The 20496-nt window shown below is 67.0% G+C and carries 20 protein-coding genes; 9 read left to right on the top strand and 11 right to left on the bottom strand.

Going from position 1 to position 20496, the window contains the following annotated elements:
• Positions 1–32: 32 nt before the first annotated feature.
• Positions 33–515: a YaiI/YqxD family protein gene (locus AB4Z10_RS07715; RefSeq protein WP_441469798.1), complete on the bottom strand. Its 483-nt coding sequence runs from the start codon at positions 513–515 to the stop codon at positions 33–35.
• 164 nt (positions 516–679) lie between these two features.
• Between AB4Z10_RS07715 and AB4Z10_RS07720 the strand changes: the two genes are divergently transcribed.
• A complete protein-coding gene (locus tag AB4Z10_RS07720; protein ID WP_441469799.1) occupies positions 680–1882 on the top strand; it encodes a pyridoxal phosphate-dependent aminotransferase in 1203 nt (400 codons plus the stop codon).
• A 5-nt stretch (positions 1883–1887) separates the two neighbouring features.
• The gene (locus AB4Z10_RS07725) at positions 1888–2310 is read left to right on the top strand and encodes a rhodanese-like domain-containing protein (protein WP_441469800.1); all 423 of its coding nucleotides are present in this window, start codon (positions 1888–1890) and stop codon (positions 2308–2310) included.
• A 114-nt stretch (positions 2311–2424) separates the two neighbouring features.
• Here AB4Z10_RS07725 and trmD read toward each other — a convergent pair whose 3' ends face one another.
• From trmD to ffh, 5 genes are all read right to left on the bottom strand, one after another.
• Complete coding sequence (trmD, locus tag AB4Z10_RS07730; RefSeq protein ID WP_441469801.1) at positions 2425–3120, bottom strand: tRNA (guanosine(37)-N1)-methyltransferase TrmD; 696 nt, start codon at positions 3118–3120, stop codon at positions 2425–2427.
• 155 nt (positions 3121–3275) lie between these two features.
• A complete protein-coding gene (locus AB4Z10_RS07735) occupies positions 3276–3947 on the bottom strand; it encodes an HAD family hydrolase (protein WP_441469802.1) in 672 nt (223 codons plus the stop codon).
• Complete coding sequence (rimM, locus tag AB4Z10_RS07740) at positions 3934–4455, bottom strand: ribosome maturation factor RimM (RefSeq protein WP_441469803.1); 522 nt, start codon at positions 4453–4455, stop codon at positions 3934–3936. The genes AB4Z10_RS07735 and rimM overlap by 14 nt, the downstream gene beginning before the upstream one ends.
• 99 nt (positions 4456–4554) lie before the next feature.
• Complete coding sequence (gene rpsP / locus AB4Z10_RS07745) at positions 4555–4923, bottom strand: 30S ribosomal protein S16 (protein WP_441469804.1); 369 nt, start codon at positions 4921–4923, stop codon at positions 4555–4557.
• A gap of 49 nt (positions 4924–4972) precedes the next feature.
• Positions 4973–6547, bottom strand: a complete 1575-nt coding sequence (gene ffh / locus AB4Z10_RS07750; protein WP_441469805.1) for a signal recognition particle protein — start codon at positions 6545–6547, stop codon at positions 4973–4975.
• A 379-nt stretch (positions 6548–6926) separates the two neighbouring features.
• Between ffh and AB4Z10_RS07755 the strand changes: the two genes are divergently transcribed.
• The 5 genes from AB4Z10_RS07755 to AB4Z10_RS07775 all read left to right on the top strand — a co-directional run bounded on the left by AB4Z10_RS07755 (position 6927) and on the right by AB4Z10_RS07775 (position 10449).
• Positions 6927–7484, top strand: coding sequence for a CAP domain-containing protein (locus AB4Z10_RS07755; protein ID WP_441469806.1), 558 nt, complete (start codon positions 6927–6929; stop codon positions 7482–7484).
• 162 nt (positions 7485–7646) lie between these two features.
• Entirely contained in the window at positions 7647–7988 is a 342-nt protein-coding gene (locus AB4Z10_RS07760; RefSeq protein ID WP_441469807.1) for a hypothetical protein, read from the top strand.
• A 126-nt stretch (positions 7989–8114) separates the two neighbouring features.
• A complete protein-coding gene (locus AB4Z10_RS07765; RefSeq protein ID WP_441469808.1) occupies positions 8115–8741 on the top strand; it encodes a LysE family translocator in 627 nt (208 codons plus the stop codon).
• A 7-nt stretch (positions 8742–8748) separates the two neighbouring features.
• Positions 8749–9357, top strand: coding sequence for a class I SAM-dependent methyltransferase (locus AB4Z10_RS07770; RefSeq protein WP_441469809.1), 609 nt, complete (start codon positions 8749–8751; stop codon positions 9355–9357).
• Positions 9358–9390: 33 nt separating this feature from the next.
• A complete protein-coding gene (locus AB4Z10_RS07775) occupies positions 9391–10449 on the top strand; it encodes an MBL fold metallo-hydrolase (protein ID WP_441469810.1) in 1059 nt (352 codons plus the stop codon).
• A gap of 103 nt (positions 10450–10552) precedes the next feature.
• Here AB4Z10_RS07775 and AB4Z10_RS07780 read toward each other — a convergent pair whose 3' ends face one another.
• Positions 10553–11461, bottom strand: coding sequence for a GyrI-like domain-containing protein (locus tag AB4Z10_RS07780; protein WP_441469811.1), 909 nt, complete (start codon positions 11459–11461; stop codon positions 10553–10555).
• Between the two features lie 118 nt (positions 11462–11579).
• Between AB4Z10_RS07780 and dapF the strand changes: the two genes are divergently transcribed.
• Positions 11580–12464 carry a diaminopimelate epimerase gene (gene dapF, locus AB4Z10_RS07785; protein WP_441469812.1) on the top strand — a complete coding sequence of 295 codons (885 nt, stop codon included), beginning with the start codon at positions 11580–11582 and terminating at the stop codon, positions 12462–12464.
• A complete protein-coding gene (gene mtaB, locus AB4Z10_RS07790) occupies positions 12464–13735 on the top strand; it encodes a tRNA (N(6)-L-threonylcarbamoyladenosine(37)-C(2))-methylthiotransferase MtaB (RefSeq protein WP_441469813.1) in 1272 nt (423 codons plus the stop codon). The genes dapF and mtaB overlap by 1 nt, the downstream gene beginning before the upstream one ends.
• 262 nt (positions 13736–13997) lie before the next feature.
• Here the strand turns inward: mtaB and AB4Z10_RS07795 are convergent, their stop codons facing one another.
• The 4 genes from AB4Z10_RS07795 to AB4Z10_RS07810 form a co-directional block, all read right to left on the bottom strand.
• On the bottom strand, positions 13998–15107 hold the full coding sequence (locus AB4Z10_RS07795; RefSeq protein ID WP_441469814.1) for a sulfite oxidase: 1110 nt from the start codon (positions 15105–15107) through the stop codon (positions 13998–14000).
• 206 nt (positions 15108–15313) lie between these two features.
• Positions 15314–17029 (bottom strand): AMP-binding protein, encoded by a 1716-nt coding sequence (locus AB4Z10_RS07800; protein ID WP_441469815.1) that lies wholly within the window; start codon positions 17027–17029, stop codon positions 15314–15316.
• 408 nt (positions 17030–17437) lie between these two features.
• A complete protein-coding gene (locus AB4Z10_RS07805; protein WP_441469816.1) occupies positions 17438–18103 on the bottom strand; it encodes a phosphoribosyltransferase in 666 nt (221 codons plus the stop codon).
• 279 nt (positions 18104–18382) lie between these two features.
• Positions 18383–20467, bottom strand: a complete 2085-nt coding sequence (locus tag AB4Z10_RS07810) for an elongation factor G (protein WP_441469817.1) — start codon at positions 20465–20467, stop codon at positions 18383–18385.
• Between the last annotated feature and the right edge of the window lie 29 nt (positions 20468–20496).

The raw sequence follows: 20496 nt of genomic DNA on the forward strand, positions 1-20496 counted from the left end.
GGCGCAGGTCAAGGCCTGCGTCGAAATGGCTTTCAGCTGACCTGGAATCCGGCACGCTTGAGGCGCTGGACCGCGACGTCCAGCGCCTGCAGGAAAGCGGAGCGGTCGCGGGCGGAGAACGGCTTTGGCCCGCCGCTCGCCGCCCCCATCGCCCGCAGGTCCTCCATCATGTCGCGCGTCGCCAGCGCCATGCCGATCGAGGCCTCGGAGAAGGGCTTTCCGGTCGAACCGATCACATCGGCGCCGGCCTTGATGCAGCGATCGGCCAGCGGGATGTCGGAGGTGATCACGATGTCGCCGCGCGAGACCCGCTCAGCGATCCAGTTGTCGGCGGCGTCAAAACCGTCCGACACGATGACGCGCTCGAGCCAGGGCTCGCGCGGCACGTTGATGAAGCTGTTGGCGACAACGAAGACCTTGATGCGATGCCGCTCGGCGACCCGGTAGATCTCCGGCTTCACCGGACAGGCGTCGGCATCGACATAGATCGCGATGGTTGCGGCAGCGCTCGTCATGTCTCGGCCTTCGCATGCCGTGACCGCAAGGGCAAACCGCCTCGAATTCATGACCCTTCTGCAAAACATCAAGCAGTTGCGCTTGCGATCATTGCCGCCGAGTCATAAACCACGCGCGCGCCCCACTGGGCGCTCACCATTCCGCTCCTCCGGAGACCAGTCCCATGGCCTTTCTTGCCGATGCCCTGAAGCGCGTGAAGCCCTCAGCGACCATCACGATCACGCAGAAGGCCCGGGACCTGAAAGCCCAGGGCAAGGATGTGATCTCGCTCTCCGTCGGCGAGCCCGATTTCGATACGCCGGACAATATCAAGGAAGCGGCCATCGCCGCGATCCGTCGCGGCGAGACCAAGTACACCCCGGTCTCCGGCATCCCGCAGCTGCGCGAGGCCGTCGCCCGCAAGTTCAAGCGCGAGAACGGCCTCGACTACAAGGCGAGCCAGACCATCGTCTCCACCGGCGGCAAGCACGTCATTTACAATGCGCTGCTCGCCACGCTGAACCCCGGCGACGAGGTCATCTGCGTCTCGCCCTACTGGGTCAGCTATCCCGAGATGGTGGCGCTCTGCGGCGGCACGGCGACCTTCGCCGAGACCTACCTGAAGAACGACTTCAAGCTGCAGCCGGAAGATCTCGAGAAGGCCATCACCCCCAAGACCAAGTGGGTGATCCTGAACTCGCCGTCGAACCCGTCCGGCGCCGCCTACAGCCATGCCGAGATGAAGAAGCTCACGGACGTGCTGATGCGCCATCCGCATGTCTGGATCCTGACCGACGACATGTATGAGCACCTCGTCTATGGCGACTTCCAGTTCGTCACCCCGGCGCAGGTCGAGCCCGCCCTCTATGAGCGGACGCTGACCATGAACGGCGTTTCCAAGTCCTACGCCATGACCGGCTGGCGCATCGGCTACGCCGCCGGCCCGCAGCACCTCATCAACGCCATGGACCTGGTCCAGGGCCAGCAGACCTCGGGCACCTCGGCGATCTCGCAATGGGCCGCGGTCGAGGCGCTCGACGGCACGCAGGAGCACATCCCGGTTTTCAAGAAGGCCTTCGAGCGTCGCCGCGACCTCGTCGTCTCCATGCTGAACCAGACCCGCGGCCTGAAATGCCCGGTGCCGGAAGGCGCCTTCTACGTCTACCCCGATTGCTCCGCCCTGATCGGCAAGACCCTGCCGAACGGCAAGAAGATCGAGACGGACGAGGACCTCGTCATGGGCCTGCTGGAAACGGAAGCCGTCGCGGCCGTGCACGGCTCGTCCTTCGGCCTCGGCCCGAACTTCCGCATCTCCTACGCCACTTCGGACGAGAAGCTGGAAGAGGCCTGCCGCCGCATCCAGCGCTTCTGCGCCGAGCTGCGCTGAGCACAATGATCAAAGGCGCCGCAACGCGCCGCACCCTTCTGGCCGGGAGCCTCGTGCTCCCGGCCTCTTTCGTTTTCGGGCAGGCAACGGCAACGCTCTCCGCACGCGAGGCCTTCGAGGCCGCCCAGGCGAAGCGGATCTTGCTGGTCGATATCCGCGGCGCGCAGGAATGGGCCGATACAGGTCTGCCCCAGGGAGCCGTGCCACTCGACGTCGACGCACCGGCCTTCGAGGTCAGGATCGCCGGGCTTCGCCTCGACAATCCCGGCAAGCGCATCGTGCTGATCGATCGCACCGGCGCGCAGGCGGTTGCCGTGGCGCAGAAGCTGGGCGGACGCGGCTGGCGCGATCTCGCGGCGGTGCGCGGCGGCGTGCTCGGGCCGGGCGGCTGGCTGGCCGAGAAACTGCCGGTGACGGGTTATCGGTAAGGAACGGCCGTCATGCTCGGGCTTGCCCCGAGCATCTCATGCAGAAAAAGGCGCCTCTTCCGGAAAGAGATTCTCGGGTCTGCGCTACGCTTCGCCCGAGAATGACGGCACAGGTCAGCCTTGGCCATGTCCTTTCAACAAATCCGGCCGTCTCTCCCGCGTGATCTTATCCGCCTGCTCGCGCCGCCATTTCGCGATGCGGGCATGGTCGCCGGAGAGCAGCGCGTCCGGCAGGCCCCTGCCCTCCCATTCACGCGGCCGCGTATAATGCGGATATTCGAGCAGCCCGTTCTCGAAGCTCTCGTCCTCTCCCGAAGCCACCTTGCCCATCACGCCGGGGATAAGCCTCACGCAGGCGTCGAGCAGCGTCAGCGCCGCCATCTCGCCGCCGGAGAGGATGTAGTCGCCGACCGAGACCTCGACCAGGTTGCGCCCTTCGATCACGCGCTCGTCGACGCCCTCGAAGCGCCCGCAGACGATGACGAGGCCCGGCCCCGCGGCCCATTCACGGGCCTGCGCCTGCTGCAAGGGCCGCCCGCGCGGTGACATCAGAAGGTGCGGACGTTGATCATCCGTCGCTACCGCCGCATCGATCGCCGCCGCCAGCACGTCGCAGCGCAGCACCATACCGGCGCCGCCGCCGGCCGGGTTGTCGTCGACATTGCGATGGCGGCCGATGCCGTGGTCGCGGATCTGGTGAGTGTCGAGGGACCACAGCCCCTTGCGCAGCCCCTCGCCCGCCAGCGAAATGCCGAGCGGCCCGGGAAACATCTCCGGGTAGAGCGTCAGGATCGAAGCGCGAAAGGGCATGGCCGACCTTGAAATAAGGCAATTGCTTCCAGCCTGTCATCCCGGGCGGAGCGTAGTGGAGACCCGGGATACATGCCGCAACGGTTCAGGCATGGATCCCGGATCGGCGCCGCTCACGCGGCTTGTCCGGGATGACCCGCCAAGATGGACGGCAACTAACTGAAGCGCAGCGCCGGCAAGCCGTCCAGCGCCGTGAAATCGGGAGCCGACGCAATCAGGTTGTCATAAGCAGCGAAGCCGCTCGCATCGAGCAGGGTGAGCAGCGCCACCGCCCGCATGCCGGCACGCCGTGCCGCCTCGACGCCGAGCGGCGCATCCTCGAAGACGATGCAATCGGCGGGGTCGACATTCATCCGCTCGGCCGCAGCCAGGAACATGTCGGGATGGGGCTTGCCGCGAAAACCCTGGCTCGGCGAAACGATGGTGGCGAAACGTCGGCGCAGGTCCAGCGCATCGAGCACCACCTCGATATTCAGCGGCGGCGCGGCAGTACCGACAGCCATCGGCACGCCTGCCGCATCGGCTCGCGCCATCAACTCCAGCAGACCGGCCGTCGCCGCGACATGCGGGCGATAGGCCTCGCGATAGAGCGCTTCCTTGGCATCGCCCATCGCCGCGATCTCGTCGGCGGTCGCATGCGGGAAGTAGGGCCCGACGATCTCGGCCAGCGCCATCCCGGCCGTGCGGGCCGAAAAGGTCTCGCGGTCGAAGGGCAATTTGTTGCTGACGTGCCAGCTTTCCCAGGCGTCGTCATGGAAACGCATATTGTCGACGATGGTGCCGTCCATGTCGAAGATCAGTGCGCGGGCCGGCCTATCGTTTGTCATCGTCGGGCTCGAACAATCCCAGGGGCGGCTCGGCCTCGATCCGGCGCGCCGCGATGTCGATGCGCGGTGCGAAGGCCTTGGTGAAGGGCATCAGGACGGATCGTCCGTCCGGCGTCTCGATGTCGAGCAGGTCGCCCGCACCATAGTTCTCGACCGCTGTGACGGTGCCGAGCACGATGCCGTCCGGCCCGGCCACGCTGCAGCCGATCAGATCGGCCTGCAGGAACTCGTCCTCATCCTCGCCTGCCGACAGCTTGTCGCGCGCGACGAACAGCTCGACGCCATTCAGCGCTTCGGCCGCCTCGCGCGTCGTCACGCCCTTGAGCCGGGCGACGACCACTTCCTTGGCAGGGCGGATATCGGTGATCTCGAAGCTGCGGCCATTGCTGTCGGAGAGCGGGCCGTAACCGGCGATCGCGAGCGGATCGCCGGTAAAGGTCTTGATCCTGACCTCGCCACGCACGCCATGCGGCGCGCCGACGATGCCGAGCAGAATGAGTTCGCTCATGTCAGCACGTCATGCCCGGGCCTGACCCGGGCATCTCATGCAGGAGATTCTCGGGTCGAAGCTGCGCTTCGCCCGAGAATGACGTGCGAGCAGTCAAGCTCACGCCTCGGCGGCTTCTTCGGCAGCCGGAGCAGCGGCCTTCTCGGCCTTCTTCTCGGCGCGCTCCTTGGCCTTCTCACCCGGGACAGCCTTGTTCGGGTTGTTGCGGGCCGGACGCTTGGCAAGGCCGGCGGCGTCGAGGAAGCGCAGGACGCGATCGGTCGGCTGGGCGCCCTTGGCGAGCCAGGACTGGACCTTCTCGATGTCGAGCACGACGCGGTCGGCAGCGTCCTTCGGCTTCATCGGGTCATAGGAGCCGATCTTGTCGATGAAGCGGCCATCGCGCGGGCTACGGGCGTCGGCGACGACGATGCGGTAGTAGGGGCGCTTCTTGGCGCCGCCGCGGGTCAGGCGGATCTTGAGGGACATGGTCTTCTTCCTTTGGTTTGAAGTTTGAAGTCGTGCGTAACGTTGAAGGCTACTTCTTCTTGCCGAACGGGTTGCCGCCCAGTCCGGGCAGGCCGCCGCCGAGGCCTGGCAGCTTCGGCATCATGCCGGCCGGCGGGGTCACGCCCTTCGGCAATCCTGGAAAACCGCCCGGCGGCATCGACGGCAGGCCGCCACCGCCCGCACCGAGCTGTTTCTGCAATTCGGCAAGCTGCGCCGGGTCCATCTTCGACGGATCGGGCATGCCGGCGGGCAGGCCGCCGCCGAGCCCGAACATCGAGCCCAGCTTGCCGAGCATGCCGCCCTTCTGCTTGCTCATCATCTTCATGGCGTCGGCCATGCCGCGATGCATCTTGAGCAGCTTGTTGATCTGCTCCGCCGAGGTGCCGGAGCCGGCCGCGATGCGCTTCTTGCGACTGTTCTTGAGCAAATCGGGATTCTTGCGCTCGGCCGGCGTCATCGAATCGATCGCGGCGATCATGCGCTTGAACATCTTGTCACCGACGCCGGCGCTGGCGAGCTGGGACTGGGCCTGCTTCATGCCGGGCAGCATGCTCATGACGCCGCCGATACCGCCCATCTTCTCCATCTGCTGGAGCTGCGCGCGCATGTCGGAGAGGTCGAACTGACCCTTCGCCATGCGCTGCGCGGTCGCCTGCGCCTGCTCGGCGTCGATCGTCTCGGCCGCGCGCTCGACGAGGCTGACGATGTCGCCCATGCCGAGGATACGGTTGGCGACGCGCGAGGGATGAAAATCCTCGAGCTCGCCGACCTTCTCGCCCGTGCCGACGAGCTTGATCGGCTTGCCGGTGACGGCGCGCATCGAAAGCGCCGCGCCACCGCGCGAATCGCCGTCCATGCGGGTCAGCACGATGCCGGTGAGACCGACGCGGGCATCGAAGGCGCGCGCCGTGTTGACCGCGTCCTGGCCGGTCAGCGCGTCGGCGACGAGCAGCACCTCATGCGGCCCGGTCGCGGCCTTCACCTGCGCGACCTCTTCCATCAGCGTATCGTCGAGCGTCACGCGGCCGGCGGTGTCGAGCATCACGACGTCGTAGCCGCCGAGGCGGCCCGCCTCGATCGCACGCCTGGCGATCTGCACGGCCGACTGGCCGGCGACGATCGGCAGCGTCTGCACGCCGACCTGCTGGCCGAGCACGGCAAGCTGCTCCATGGCGGCCGGGCGTCGCGTATCGAGCGACGCCATCAGTACCTTCTTCTTGTTGCGCTCGGTCAGGCGCTTGGCGATCTTCGCGGTCGAGGTGGTCTTGCCCGAGCCCTGCAGACCGACCATCAGGATCGGCACCGGCGGCACGGCATCGAGGCTGATGACCTCCCCCTCTCCGCCGAGCGTCTCGATCAGGACGTCGTTGACGATCTTGATGACCTGCTGGCCGGGCGTGACCGATTTCAGCACCTCGGCGCCGATGGCGCGCTCGCGCACCTTGTCGGTGAAGCTGCGGACGACCTCGAGCGCAACGTCCGCCTCGAGCAGCGCGCGGCGCACCTCGCGCAGGGCGGCGTTGACGTCCTCCTCGGTCAGCGCACCCCTGCGGGTCAGCCCCGAGAGGATGCCGGAGAGTCTTTCGCTCAGCGTGCCGAACATGCGGACCTGCCTACTTGCCTCAGGGAACCGTCAACGCCAGAACCTCACTGCCAAACGGTTTCGCGCCCGAGGGCGCAAACGCGCTGTCGGACGTTGACCTCCGGGCTCGTGGAAGCGGCTGGCGCGGCCCGGTCGGCTGATGTGGTTTCGGCGATGTCGGCGAAACGGATGCGGCCTTAAAGCCGAACAATGCGGCGAAAGTCAAGGTTGGGATTGGTTTCGCTGCGGATGAACGTGTCTCTGCGGCGCCCGAACCCATCGCCGCAGAAAACAGGTCTGCCGGCTTCCTGCCCGGCAGGACACGATATCACGAGTCTCGGCCGTAGAATGGCCCTGATCTGACGGCATCGCTGCTGCCCCCGATTCGACAGCGATGCCCATGAAGATTGCGACCGCCCTTCCTCTGCTTGCCCTTACCCTCTTCCTGGCCGCCTGCGCCGGCGATCCGCGGCGCGAGGGCCCGCTCGATCACCGCATGGTCGAGAAACTCAACGCCGTTTCGCTTGATCCGGCCCAGGCCGGACGCATCCTCAATGCCTACCGCGCCAGCAACGGCCTCGGTCCCGTCCGGCCGGATCCGCGGCTGATGGCGATGGCACAGCGCCAGGCGGATGCGATGGTCGCAGCGAACGCGCTCTCGCACGACGCCGGCGGCGACTTCACCGCCCGCATCCATGCCGCGGGCATCGACAGCGCGCGGGCGGCGGAGAACCTCGGCGGCGGCTACTTCTCGGTCGAAGAGGCTTTCGACGGCTGGCGCAAATCGCCCGGCCACGATGCCAATCTGCGGATGAAGGAAGYGACCCGCTACGGCATTGCACTGTCCAAGGACCCGCGCACGACCTACCGCGCCTGGTGGGTGCTGGTGGTCGCGGCCGAGCCCGGGCAGCGCGTAACCCTCGATACCGGGCCGCTTATACCCGCCCAAAGGCGTTGACGAGCGGAAATTCCGAGATGACAGGCCGTAGTCCTTGCAGCTAGCAATTGTGTCCTTTCATAGAGGATACGGACTGCAATGGCTAAGTTTTCAGGAATAGCATTCTCGCTAGCCGTCCCATTTCTGATCGCGGGCGTAACGCAAGGTCAAGCACAGCCTTGCATGACGAATTTCAACTCCGCCGGCGTCCCGATGGTCTCGCAGATTACCTATAAGACCTGGGATCTATTCAAGAAGCCGCCGGCCGCTGTGCTCCCTGCGATCGCCAAAGCGATCCAGGCCGATGGCGACTTCATGGACATCCGGACCGACAAGGCCAGCGGCACGATCTCCGCCATGCAGGAAGTGACGGGCTCCGGCCGCCCACAGATCCTGAAGGTGACGGCGCGCAAACAGGCCACCGGCACGCGCGTCGACATCGCCTTTACCGTGCAGCCCGGCCAGATGTCGCCGGAAGGGGCTGTCCGGACAGCCCTCTGCGACTTCCTCGACAGTGCACGCTGAGCCGCCGCGCACCTAGAAAAGAAGGCATCGTCGAAAACGCCGGGCACCAATTTTCAATTCCCGCGGCCCGGCTCTTTACAAGACACCACTTCTGGTGATGGCTCTGGTTTTAACGGAGCCATCATCATGACCTTCGAAGCCTGGGCCGCCTTCGCCGCCGCCACCGCCGTCCTGCTGGTCATCCCCGGGCCGACGATCCTCCTCGTCATCTCCTATGCGCTCGGCCAGGGCTGGCGCACGGCCTTCCCGATCGCCGTGGGCGTCGCGCTCGGTGATTTCACGGCGATGACGCTCTCCATGCTCGGTGTCGGCGCTTTGCTCGCCACCTCCGCCATGGTCTTCACCGCTCTGAAATGGATCGGCGCCGCCTATCTCGTCTGGCTCGGGATCAAGCTCTTCCGCGCCGGCGGCTCTCTCGACGCCAAACCGCGCGAAGATGCCGCGCCCGCCTGGAAGATGCTCGGCCATGCCTGGCTGGTGACCGCGCTCAACCCGAAGAGCATCACCTTCTTCGTCGCCTTCCTTCCGCAGTTCCTCGACACCAAGGGCGATTTCTGGACGCAGATGCTGATCTTCGAGGCGACCTTCATCAGCCTCGCCTTCGCCAATGCCATGGGCTACGCGCTGATCGCCTCGCGCGCCCGGGCCGTGGTCAGCAACCCCCGCGCAATCGGGCTCTTCAACAAAGCTGGCGGCACGCTGCTGATCGGCGCCGGTGTCGCGACGGTCGCGATCCGCTCCGGAAGCAACTGACGCCGCAATGTCGAGCAAGGACAGTCAAACCCTCGGCTTCTATGCCGAGGAAGCCAGCGCCTATGCCGGGCGGGACAGGCAGGCCGAAAACCGCCGCATCGACATCTTCGCCGCAGGGCTTGTTCCCGGCGCCCGCATTCTCGAACTCGGTTGCGGCGGCGGCCAGGACAGCGAGGAGATGCTGCGCCGCGGCTTCGACGTGGTCCCGACGGACGGCTCGCCCGAGCTGGCGAAGCAGGCCGCGCAACGGCTCGGCCGCGAGGTCCGCGTCCTGCTCTTCGAGGATCTGGCCGAGGTCGCGGCCTATGATGGCGTCTGGGCGCATGCCTGCCTGCTGCACGCGCCGCGCCCGGGCCTGCCCGGCATCATCGACCGCATCCGTGCCGCGTTGCGACCGGGCGGCGTCTTCTACGCCAGCTTCAAGGCCGGAGAAGCCGAAGGACGCGACAGCCTCGGTCGGTATTTCAATTATCTCTCATCCGCCGAATTGCGCGACGCCTACGGACCAGCCAGGGGCTGGCAGTCCCTGCAGATCGAGGAGGAGATGGGCTCCGGCTATGACCGCATGGCCACGCGCTGGCTTCATGCCCTGGCGATCAAGGCCCCGGAGACTTGACCCGGCGTTGCGGCGACCTACCTCTTCTGGGCCATGACCCGCCGCAAACTCCTCTCTTTCGTCGGTCTCGGTGCGCTGCTGGCCTCGACCGGCGCCGCCTGGGCCACGATTTCCCGCTCGCGCAACCCCTATTACCAGGGCCCCGTCAGCGACCATTTCAACGGCATCGTCTTCAGCGATGGCCGCTCGGGCAGCAAGGGGCTGCTCGACGTCCTGCGCTGGCAGACGGGCAAGCGCGAGCGTGAGACCTTCCCGCTGCAATATGCGGCGCCGCCGCAGGACAAGCCGCCCGCGCGCGTCGATGGCATTCGCATCGTCCATCTCGGCCACGCCTCGTTTCTCTATCAGGTCGGCGGCCTCAACCTGCTGGTCGACCCGGTCTATTCCGAGCGGGCCAGCCCCTTCTCCTTCATTGGCCCCAGGCGTGTGAACGAGCCCGGCGTCGCCTTCGACGATCTGCCGAAGATCGATACGGTCCTGATCACCCACAACCACTACGACCATCTCGACATCGAGACGCTGGCGCGCATCCATCACCGCGACCAGCCGCGCATGATCATGCCACTCGGCAACGACACCATCGTGCGGGCCCGCATCCCGGACGCCCATGCCGAGGCCCACGACTGGAACGACCGGCTCCAATTGTCGGAAGCCGTCGCGATCACGCTGCTGCCGAGCTATCACTGGTCGGCGCGCGGCGCCTTCGACCGGCGCATGGCGCTCTGGTGCTCCTACGTTCTCGAAGCGGCCGGCACGAAAATCTTCCATATCGGGGACACCGGCTATCACGACGGCTCGCTCTATGAGCGGCTGGGCCGCGAGCATGGGCCATTCCGTCTCGCCGTGCTGCCGATCGGCGCCTATGAGCCGCGCTGGTTCATGTCGGACAACCACATGAACCCCGACGAGGCGGTCAAGGTCATGCAGGCGCTGCGCGCCGAGCAGGCCATCGGGCACCACTGGGGCACCTTCCAGCTCACCGACGAGGGCGTGGAGCGGCCGCCGGAAGCGCTGAAAGTGGCGCTCGCCCAAGCCGGTCTGCCGGAAGAGCGCTTCAGGCCGATGCGGCCGGGGTTGAGCTGGAGCGCGTAGCGCTCACCGCGTCATTGCGAGCGCAGCGAAGCAATCCAGGCGGATCGTGCTCGACATCCACCCGGCCCCCCGCTCCCCGCAATGACGACGCGGCACGAGCGCTCTATTTGGGCTGCACGTAGACGTTGATCTCGAGATTCGGGTCGCCCGGATCATTGAGCTCGCTGACATATTCCTCGAGGAAGGTGTCCTTCACGACGATGCTCTTGGCTTCGAGATAGGCGGTGATCGTCTCATAGGTCGAGTCGATGTCGTCATAGGGCGCCTGGTGCAGGAAGCGCAGCGCCGGCCCTGCGGGCGAGGTTCCCATCCTGAAATCCGCGCCCAGAGACGGCGCTTGCCCACCGGGCGGAATCGCGACCGGCAGCATCGCATCGAAACGAAAGCCGTCATCCGTCGTCTCGACGAACAGCGCGAGCGGCCTGCCCGCGACCGCCAGCCCCGCCCTTTGCGCCTCGGCTCGCAGGGTCTTGATGCTGTTGGAGAGTTTCTGGAACCCCTGATCCCAGGTCGCCTGCCCGGACAGCATCAGCACCGGCTTCGGCGAGAGCACGACCTCGCCGACATCGCTGCTGTCCGTGCCCTTCCCGGCCAATGTCGAATTGGGATCGGGCACGCCGGTCTGCTGCTGCGACGGCGCGGGCGGCAGCGGCTGGCCCGGGGCGGGCAGCGTCGGCGGCGGTTGCACCGGCTGTGGCTCGATCGGCATCGATGGCGTCGGCGCGGGCTGGACAGGTTGCGGCGTCACAGGCCCCTGCAGCGCCGGAGGCGGCTGTACCGGCTGCGGGCTAGACGGCTGCCCGGGCGCAGGCGCCGGCGGCGTCTGTGCCGGGGTGGCCGGCACCTGGGCCGGAGCAGCGCCCGGCGGCGGCGCCAATGGCGCGGACTCGACCGGGCTCGGCGCAGCAACGCGCTGCTGCGCGAAGACCGTTCCACTGGAAACGCTCACCATGCCGGCAAGCGCCAGAACACAAATCCGGGAATACCGCATCGTCACGGCCCTGAGTTTCACGCGATTCGCGCCCTTGCAGCGCAACATAGAATGTCCACCTTTTCACAGGAACGGGATGAGGGTGGCTTTTTCACATCGCCTCGGCCATAGACCCACTATTCATGGGACATGTGACCAAATGAACGCTCTGGCCAATCGCCGGTTCCTGAAGATGAACGGGCTGGGCAACCAGATCACGGTGCTCGACCTGCGCGGCACGAAGCATGTCGTCAGCGAGGCGGAGGCGCGCGCCATCGCTGCCGAGCCCCGCGCCCGCTTCGACCAGCTCATGGTCCTGCACGATGCCGTGGCGCCCGGCACCGACGCTTTCGTGCGCATCTACAACACCGATGGTTCCGAGGCCGGCGCCTGCGGCAACGGGACGCGGTGCGTCGCCTGGGCGATGATCGCCGATCCGCAGATGGGCGACGCCGCCAAGACGAGCCTCGCCCTCCAGACCAAGGCCGGGCTGCTGCCGACGGTGCGCGAGGGTGAAGCCCTCTTCACCGTCGACATGGGTGCGCCGCGTCTCGACTGGGACCAGATCCCGCTGGCCGAGCCCTTCGAGGACACCAGCCGCTTCGAATTGCAGATCGGGCCGATCGACAACCCGATCCTGCACACGCCCTGCGCCGTCAACATGGGCAATCCCCACGCGGTCTTCTTCGTCGACGACCCCTACGCCTACAATCTCGAGCAGATCGGCCCGCTGCTCGAGAACCATCCGATCTTCCCCGACCGCGCCAATATCGAACTCGCCGCGGTGAAGGCGCCCGATCATATCGTCCTGCGCGTCTGGGAGCGCGGCGCCGGCATCACCCAGGCCTGCGGCTCCGGCGCCTGCGCGGCGCTGGTCGCGGGCGTGCGGCGTGAACTTACCGCCCGCAAGGCCACGGTCAGCCTGMCCGGCGGCGACCTCGCGATCGAATGGCGCGAGAGCGACGGCCATGTGCTGATGACCGGCCCGGTCGAATTCGAATGGGAAGGCCGGATCGACCCGGCCCTGATCGAGCGCGCCGCCTGATGGCGCTGGAGGTCGTCACCTTCGGCTGCCGCCTCAACATCGTCGAGAGCGAGGCGCTGCGGCTCCAGGCGCAGGCCGCCGGGCTGAAGGACGCCGCCATCGTCAATTCCTGCGCCGTCACCGCCGAGGCGACGCGCCAGGCGCGGCAGGCCGTGCGCCGCCTGAAGCGCGAGAAGCCGGACCGCCCGGTCATCGTCACCGGCTGCGCCGCGCAGATCGAACCCGCCCGTTTCGCGGCGATGCCGGAGACGGACCGTATCCTCGGCAATGACGAGAAGCTCAATCCCGCGAGCTGGGCCGCGCTTGCCCGCTCCAACAGCCTTGGAAGCGCGGATGCAGCCGCCGCGGACAAGCTCGATGTCGGCGACATCATGGCCCGCACGACATTGCGCGCGCCGGCCACCGGCCGCTTCACCGGCCATACGCGCGGCTTCGTCCAGGTCCAGAACGGCTGCGACCATCGCTGCACCTTCTGCGTCATCCCCTTCGGTCGCGGCCATTCGCGCTCGCTCCCGGCCGATGATGTGGTCGCGCAATGCCGCCGGCTGGTCGAGGCCGGCGCGCGCGAAGTCGTGCTGACCGGCGTCGACCTCACCAGCTATGGCCGCGACCTGCCGAACCAGCCGTCGCTCGGTGCTCTCGCCCAGGCAATTTTTCGGGCGCTCCCCGAACTGCCGCGCCTGCGCCTGTCTTCGATCGACGCGGTCGAGGTCGACGACAGGCTGCGCGACCTGCTCGCGACCGAGGCGCGGCTGATGCCGCATCTGCACCTGTCCCTGCAGGCCGGCGACGACCTCATTCTGAAGCGCATGAAGCGCCGCCACAGCCGCGCCGACGCCGTCCGCTTCTGCGCCGAGATCCGGGCCTTGCGCCCCGACATCGTCTTCGGCGCCGATCTCATCGCCGGTTTCCCGACTGAGGACGAGGCGATGTTCACCGGTTCGCTTGGACTGGTCGAGGAGTGCGGGCTGAGCTTCGTGCACGTCTTCCCCTACTCCGCCCGCCCGGACACGCCGGCCGCGCGCATGCCGCAACTACCCGCCGGCGTCGTCGCGGAGCGCGCCGCACGGCTGCGGCTGGCAGCAGGCGCTGCGCATGAGCGGCATCTCGCCGAGCGCGTCGGCCGGCCGCTCAGCGTCCTGACCGAACGCGGTAACACCGGCCGGGCCGAGGATTTCACGCTGGTCCGCTTTATCAGCGACATCGCGGCCGGTCAGATCGTCAGGACGACCAGCCATACGGCCGATGGCAAGGCCCTTCTCGCGGCCTGAGCTCGGTGTGTCATGTTCGGGCGAGCCGAAGCGCAGACCCGAGAATCGCGGCTCGTGAAAAGCGCGAGAGCCTCATCTTGCGGGATATGCTCGGGTCAAGCCCGAGCACGACGAGCTTGCTCGGGCCAGGATGCGCGCGATCAGGGAAGAATAGCCGCCCCGGTCGCCGATGGGAGGAGGAGGAGAGACCGGGGCGGCGGAGCCTTGCCGGTGCGGCGGGCCCGAACATTAGACGCGGCGAGAGCCGAAAAGGTTCAAACCTTCAGGCGACCACCGAGCCGCGGAGGCGCTGCACCTGGTTGTTGCAATAGCCACGCGGGTTCCAGGCGATCTCCAGCGGCTGGCTGTTGCCTGCCACGTCATGCGCCCGCACCATGATGACCAGTGGCCCGACCTGGTCGGCGGAAACCTCCGCCTCGAAGCGCCGCCAGGCGAAAGGCCCCTCGCCCGGCTGCAACGGGATGTCGTGCCAGTTACCGCCGCCATCGCAGGAAAGCTCGACCGAAGCGAGCGGAATGGCCCCGCTCCAGGCGAAACCGCCGACTGTCAGCGGCTCTCCGTGCTTCACCGTGAAGCCGTCGACCGGGGTGGTGATGAGCGATTTGACCGGCATGTCGGTGATTACCGCGAAATTGGCCGGATCGAACGCCTCGCCCGGCCGCAGCGCCTCGATCGGCATCCGATAGTCGGTGCCGCGCATCTTCTCGCCGTCATGCTCGACCGGGCGCAGGCTGATCCCGTCGAGCCATTTCTGCCAGGCCGAGCCGGGATAGCCCGGCGCGACGATCCGCAGCGGCCCGCCATGCAGGCGCGGCAGCGGCTCGTCGTTCATCGCGAAGGCGATCAGCGTTTCCGGCGCCAGCGCCTTGGCCATCGGCAGGCCGCGCGACAGAGCCGCCTTCTCCGGCCTGCCGATCTGCCGGTCGGGCGCATGATGCCCGGTATAGACGGCGCTCGGTTTCGGGCCGGCATGCTCCAGCACATCCGCCAGCCGCACCCCGGTCCAGCGCGCGCAGCCGACGGCCCCGAGCCGCCATTGCAGCCCATCAGTGGCGGGAGAGAACTGCGAACGCCCGTTGCCGGCGCATTCGAGGACGGCCGTGACTGTGACGGTCTCGAAGCGCTGGCGCAGGCCCGCAATGGTCCAGACGGTCGGGCGCTCGACCTCGCCCTCGATCGTCAGCGTCCAGTCGTGTTCGCCGCCAACCTCCGGCAGATCGCCGTTGTTGCGGATGAAGAAGGAATCGATCGGCGTGATCGCCTGGTCGAGCAGGCCGATGGCCGGCTCGGCATTCAGCGCCTCCTCGTCATAGACATGGAGCCCAGGCTTCAGCCGGCGCAGCAGTGGAAATTCGACGAGACGGCGAGGCAAACGACAATTTTCTCCGTGACGGCTCGCGGCGGCGATTCCCTCCCGCGAAACCCCGCACAGAAGACACGTTGCTGTCCTGACTGTCGACCACGCTGCCGCCGTCCGCTGGATCGCCATGCGCGCTGCCGGGCGCAGGGTGGCGATCCAGTTGCTTGTTCGGCATCGGATTTTTCCGAAAGATGGGCTCCACTTTTCGGCCCGTCGCGCTAGCGCTTGACGACGACCTCCTCGCGCAGCGCGCGGCGCAACACCTTGCCGACATTGGTCTTTGGCAGGGTTTCCCGGAAGAAGATCTGCTTGGGCACCTTGTAGCCCGTCAGGTTCTCCTTGCAGTAGGCGCGCAGCTCCTCCGCCGTCAGCGTCTGGTCCTTGCGCACGACGAAGGCGGTGACGGCCTCGCCGGAATGCTCGTCGGGCAGGCCGATGACCGCCGACTCGAGCACGCCCGGATGCGCGGCCAGAACGTCCTCGACTTCGTTCGGATAGACGTTGAAGCCGGAGACCAGCACCATGTCCTTCATGCGGTCGACGACCTTGATCTGCCCGTCCGGCAGCATCACGCCGATATCGCCGCTGCGGAAGAAGCCGTCCGCCGTCATCGCCTTGGCGGTCTCGTCCGGGCGGTTCCAGTAACCGGCCATCACCTGCGGCCCGCGGATGCAGATCTCGCCGGATTCGCCCAGCGGCATGTCATGGCCCTCGGCGTCGCGTATGGCGATCTCGGTCGAGGGGATCGGATAGCCGATGGTGCCGGTGAATTCCTGGATATCCGGCCGGTTGATCGTCGCGACCGGGGAGGTCTCGGACAATCCATAGCCTTCGATGATCGGGCGCCCGGTCACGGCCTTCCACTGCTTGGCGACCGCGGCCTGCGTCGCCATGCCGCCGGCCACGGCGAAGCGCAGCTCGGAGAAGTCGACGTTCTTGATCTCGGGGTGATTGGCCAGCGCGTTGTAGAGCGTGTTGACGCCGGAGATCAGGGTGAAACGGCTCGACCTCAGCGTCTTGACGAAGCCGGGGATGTCGCGCGGGTTGGCGATCAGCAGGCTCTTGGCGCCGATCCGCAGCAGGAACAGGCAACAGCAGGTCAGCGCGAAGATGTGATAGAGCGGCAGCGCCGTGACCATGACGTGCTGGTATTCGCCGCGCCCTTGGGGCGGCTCCAGCACCCATTCCAGCCAGAGCCCGGCCTGCTGGACGTTCGCCGCGACATTGCGATGCGTCAGCGTCGCGCCCTTGGCCACGCCGGTCGTCCCGCCCGTATATTGCAGGAAGGCGACATCCTGCGACGTCACCGTTACCGGTGTCATCCCTACGCCGCCCTGCAGGATCTGCTGCAGCGGCACGGCGCCCGGCAGATTGAACGGCTTGACGACCTTCTTGATCCGGCGCGCGACGAAATTGACGATCTTGCCCTTGAAACCCATCAGGTCGCCGGCCGTGGCGATGACGATCGCATCGACCTTCAGGTTCGGCTTCGCCTCCTCGACGACATGGGCGAAGTTCTCGATCACCACGAGGACGCGCGCCCCCGCATCGTTGACCTGATGGGTCAGCTCGCGCGCCGTGTAGAGCGGGTTGACGTTGACCACGGTGAAGCCGCCGAGAAGCGTGCCGAAGATCGCCGACGGATAGGCCAGGATGTTCGGCATCATCAGCGCGACACGATCCCCCTTCTTGAGCCCCTTGGCCTGCAGCCACCCGGCGAAGGCCTCGGCTGCGCGCAGGGTCTCCGCGAAGGTGATCGTCTTGCCGAAGCTCTCGAAGGCCTGCCTGTTGGCATAGCGCGCGCAGGACGAACGGATCAGATCGACCAGCGTGCCGATCTTGGCGTCGTCCAGCTCCGCCGGCACCGCCGGTGGATAATGCGCAAGCCACGGCCGCGAATCTTGCGTGGCCTGCGTGGCGCCGATCGCGTTCATCATCTCCTCCCTGTCGCCCGGTTACCCGTCATCGCCGGGTTCCGAGCCTTGTCGACATCGTTGGACTGTCATCGTCATAGAGTGCGGAACAGCGAACCAAGGCGCAAGCGCCGGCTGTTCCGCTCCGCACAACGTTTACATATAAACTATCCGAAAGGGATGAAGGCAAGCGAAACCGGAAGCGGCTGACGAACCGGGATGCGGACGATCTCGCCGGGATGGCGAAACCATGCACCCTTGTGCGTCGTTGGCGTATGCTGATTCCACCGGGAACCGAGGTGTCATCCCGGGCTTGCCCCGCGATCCATGCCAGAGCGCTTCCGATAAAGGTTCGGACATGGATATCGCGGCTCTCCGCTTCCGTCCGGCCGGGACGGCATCCTGGTTACGCATAAGCCTCGGCACGCTCTAATGACCCGGCTTGGTCAACAGCCCGTTGGCCTCGTCCAGCAGGGAGCGAACCTCGTCGTCGCTGGTTTGCGAGAAATCGGAATACCAGCTTCCGACGCCCACGAAGTAACGCGGCATCGTCACGCAAACCACCTCCTCAGCGACGGTCTTCATCGCTTCGCAGATCTCCCGGCTTCCGACCGGAGCCGCGACCACGATGCGGGCCGGATGCTTGTCCCGAAGCGCCATGACCGCGGCCCGCATCGTCGCGCCCGTGGCCAGGCCGTCATCCACGACGATGACGGTCCGGCCCTCCAGATAAAGCGGCGCGCGATCTCCGCGGTAGAGACGCTCGCGGCGAAGCAGTTCCTGCTCCTCTTTGGCGGCCACCTTGTCGATCACGTCCTGGGCGATGCCAAGCGCGGCGATAACGTCCCGGTTCAGGACACGTGTCCCCGCCGTCGCGATCGCGCCCATGGCCATTTCTTCATCTCCGGGAAAGCCGAGCTTGCGCACGACGAGAACGTCGAGCGGAGCCTTCAAGGCTCGCGCAACCTCGAAGCCGACGGGCACTCCCCCTCGTGGCAGCGCCAGGACGACGACATCGCCTCGCTCGCGATACCGGCGAAGCCTGTTCCCCAGCTTTCGGCCGGCCTCACGGCGATCGGAGAAGACGGTGGCCACGTGTCAGCCCTCCCCATGCGCCCGGATGCGCTGCCTTTCGAGATTGCGTCCGGCGGCTTCGGAGCCGGGCCGTCCATCCCGGTCAGACGGCCCGAACAAATTCAGCATTCCACGCGAGCCAGCGATGGGGCCAATACCGAAGGCCGACGCGTCATTCGCAGACATTGCCGAACGCCGAGAAGCTGCCTTTTGCATCCCGCCATGACGGTAGCGATCAATTCCGAAGACGGCGGGAGCCGAAGCTCCCGCCACTGCGGTACGGTTCAGGCGGGTTCCCCGTCAGCGCCCCTGGGCGGAAGCCAGGGCCTGCGCGGAGACGACCGCCTCCGCCGGTTTGCCGGCGAGCTCCGCCAGATGGTCGAAGCGTGCGTTGAACGAGCCGACGCCCGAGGTCGCCGAGCGCAGCTCGACGATCAGCCCGGGCATCTCGGCCTCCGGCACCAGCGCCTTGATCTGGTCCCAGCCGCGCCAGCCCGCTCGCGTATCGTATCCGAGGATCTGGCCGCGCCGGGCAGAGATCAGAGCCGATGCGCGCGACATCGCCTCCGACGGGATGACGACATCGACGGACAGGATCGGCTCGAGCAGGACGGGCTTCGCCTGCGGCATCGCCTCGCTCATCGCCAGCCGCGCCGCCTGCCGGAACGCCATGTCCGAGGAATCGACCGTGTGGTAGGAGCCGTCCGTCAACGTGACCTCGATATCGACGATCGGGAAACCGAGCGGCCCCTTCTCGCAGAAGTCGCGCATGCCGGCCTCGACCGAGCCGATATACTGGCGCGGCACCACCCCGCCGGTGATCTTGTCGACGAAGCGAATGCCGTCCCCGCGGGGCAGCGGCGCGACCTCGATCACGACATCGCCATACTGGCCGTGGCCACCGCTCTGCTTGCGATGCCGGCCGCGCGCGCCGGCGTGACCGCGGATGCTCTCGCGATAGCCGACCTGGGGCGAACGGCTCGCGACAGTCACGCCGTAGCGGCCCGCGAGCTTCTCGAGCGCGACACGCAGATGCATCTCGCCCTGCCCGGTCAGACGGGTCTCGCCCAGCTCAGGGACCTGCGTGACCGAAAGCGCCGCGTCCTCCTCCGTCAATCGCTGCAAGGCTGCGGCCAGCCGGACATCGTCCTTGCGGTCTTTCACCGCGATGGCGACCGCATGGACAGCCTCCGGCGGCGCGATCGCGCTGACGACGCTTGCCCGCTGCTTGCCGAGCATGAAGGATTCCCCGGTCCCGATGCCTTCCAGCTTGGCGAACGCCGCGACCTCGCCCTCCTCGGCCGCCGGCTTGCGGCTTTGCTCAGCGCCCTTGAGCGCCAGCACACCGGCAATGCGGGCCTCCACGCCGCCCGACGATGTCACGGTGTCACCTTCGGCCATCCGGCCGCGCATCACCCGCGCCAGCGAGAGCTTGCCGCCCTGGCTCGAATGCCAGGTCTTCATCACCTGGGCGAGCGGAGGCCCTTCGGCCAGGACCCCGGCGCGCCCGCGGGTCTCGGCGAGCCCCGGCGCCTCGTGCCTGAGTGCCTTCAGGAGCCGTGTCACGCCATTGCCGCGCTCCGCCGCGCCGATCAGCACCGGCACGACATGGCGATGCTGCAATTCGCGGGCGAGATCGTCGAAGATGCGGTCGCGCGGCGGCTCCATGTCACCGAGCAGCTCTTCCATCAGCTCGTCGTCATAGTCGGCGAGCCGCTCGAGCATGGAGAAGCGCGCCTCCTTCTCCCGGCCACTCTCATCGACCGCCAGCGGCACGATCTCGCTCGGCGCATGCTCGCGGTAGATGAAGGCCCGCTCCAGCGCGAGGTCGATGAAGCCGACGGCAATGCCGTTCTTCCAGATCGGGATCTGTCGCAGCAGCAGCGGCGTGCGCGAGGCGCGCTGCAGGATGCCGAGCGTCTCCCGGACCCGGCGCGAGGCCGTGTCGATCTTGTTGAGGAAGAGAAAGCGCGGGATGTCGGCTTCCTCGAGTTCGCGCAGGACCAGTTCCAGCGCCGGCGCCTTGCGGTCATCCGCCTCGCAGACGACGACGGCGGCATCGACCGCCGGCAGAACATGGCGCATCTCGTGCAGGAACTCGACAGAGCCGGGGCAATCGACGAAATGGAAGGTGTCGCCGAGGAATTCGACCGTTGCGACGCTAGGCTCCGTGCTCATCTGATGCGCCCGCGCCTCGGGCGCCGCATCGCCGACCGTATTGCCGTTCTTGGCCGAACCCGTGCGCGAAAGCGCGCCGCAGCGCATCAGGATGCTTTCCAGCAAGGTCGTCTTGCCGCTCTGGAAGGGGCCGACGATCGCGATGCATCGCGGCCCCGCGCGCCTGGTACCGCGGGCCGTGTCTCCTCTGCCATTTTGTGCTGCCATGACGTCCTCCTCCGGGTTGGACCGCGAGG

Source organism: Allobosea sp. RAF48 (assembly GCF_052114025.1).
Classification (GTDB): domain Bacteria; phylum Pseudomonadota; class Alphaproteobacteria; order Rhizobiales; family Beijerinckiaceae; genus Allobosea.

What these genes read in the sequence shown, in the direction of transcription:
- AB4Z10_RS07770 (WP_441469809.1), top strand. Translation starts at nt 8,749, where the DNA reads ATGTCGAGCAAGGACAGTCAAACCCTCGGCTTCTATGCCGAGGAAGCC.
- AB4Z10_RS07765 (WP_441469808.1), top strand. Translation starts at nt 8,115, where the DNA reads ATGACCTTCGAAGCCTGGGCCGCCTTCGCCGCCGCCACCGCCGTCCTG.
- AB4Z10_RS07735 (WP_441469802.1), bottom strand. Translation starts at nt 3,947, where the DNA reads ATGACAAACGATAGGCCGGCCCGCGCACTGATCTTCGACATGGACGGC.
- AB4Z10_RS07715 (WP_441469798.1), bottom strand. Translation starts at nt 515, where the DNA reads ATGACGAGCGCTGCCGCAACCATCGCGATCTATGTCGATGCCGACGCC.
- rimM (WP_441469803.1), bottom strand. Translation starts at nt 4,455, where the DNA reads ATGAGCGAACTCATTCTGCTCGGCATCGTCGGCGCGCCGCATGGCGTG.
- AB4Z10_RS07725 (WP_441469800.1), top strand. Translation starts at nt 1,888, where the DNA reads ATGATCAAAGGCGCCGCAACGCGCCGCACCCTTCTGGCCGGGAGCCTC.
- AB4Z10_RS07800 (WP_441469815.1), bottom strand. Translation starts at nt 17,029, where the DNA reads ATGAACGCGATCGGCGCCACGCAGGCCACGCAAGATTCGCGGCCGTGG.
- rpsP (WP_441469804.1), bottom strand. Translation starts at nt 4,923, where the DNA reads ATGTCCCTCAAGATCCGCCTGACCCGCGGCGGCGCCAAGAAGCGCCCC.
- AB4Z10_RS07775 (WP_441469810.1), top strand. Translation starts at nt 9,391, where the DNA reads ATGACCCGCCGCAAACTCCTCTCTTTCGTCGGTCTCGGTGCGCTGCTG.
- AB4Z10_RS07760 (WP_441469807.1), top strand. Translation starts at nt 7,647, where the DNA reads ATGACGAATTTCAACTCCGCCGGCGTCCCGATGGTCTCGCAGATTACC.
- trmD (WP_441469801.1), bottom strand. Translation starts at nt 3,120, where the DNA reads ATGCCCTTTCGCGCTTCGATCCTGACGCTCTACCCGGAGATGTTTCCC.
- AB4Z10_RS07720 (WP_441469799.1), top strand. Translation starts at nt 680, where the DNA reads ATGGCCTTTCTTGCCGATGCCCTGAAGCGCGTGAAGCCCTCAGCGACC.
- AB4Z10_RS07810 (WP_441469817.1), bottom strand. Translation starts at nt 20,467, where the DNA reads ATGGCAGCACAAAATGGCAGAGGAGACACGGCCCGCGGTACCAGGCGC.
- mtaB (WP_441469813.1), top strand. Translation starts at nt 12,464, where the DNA reads ATGGCGCTGGAGGTCGTCACCTTCGGCTGCCGCCTCAACATCGTCGAG.
- ffh (WP_441469805.1), bottom strand. Translation starts at nt 6,547, where the DNA reads ATGTTCGGCACGCTGAGCGAAAGACTCTCCGGCATCCTCTCGGGGCTG.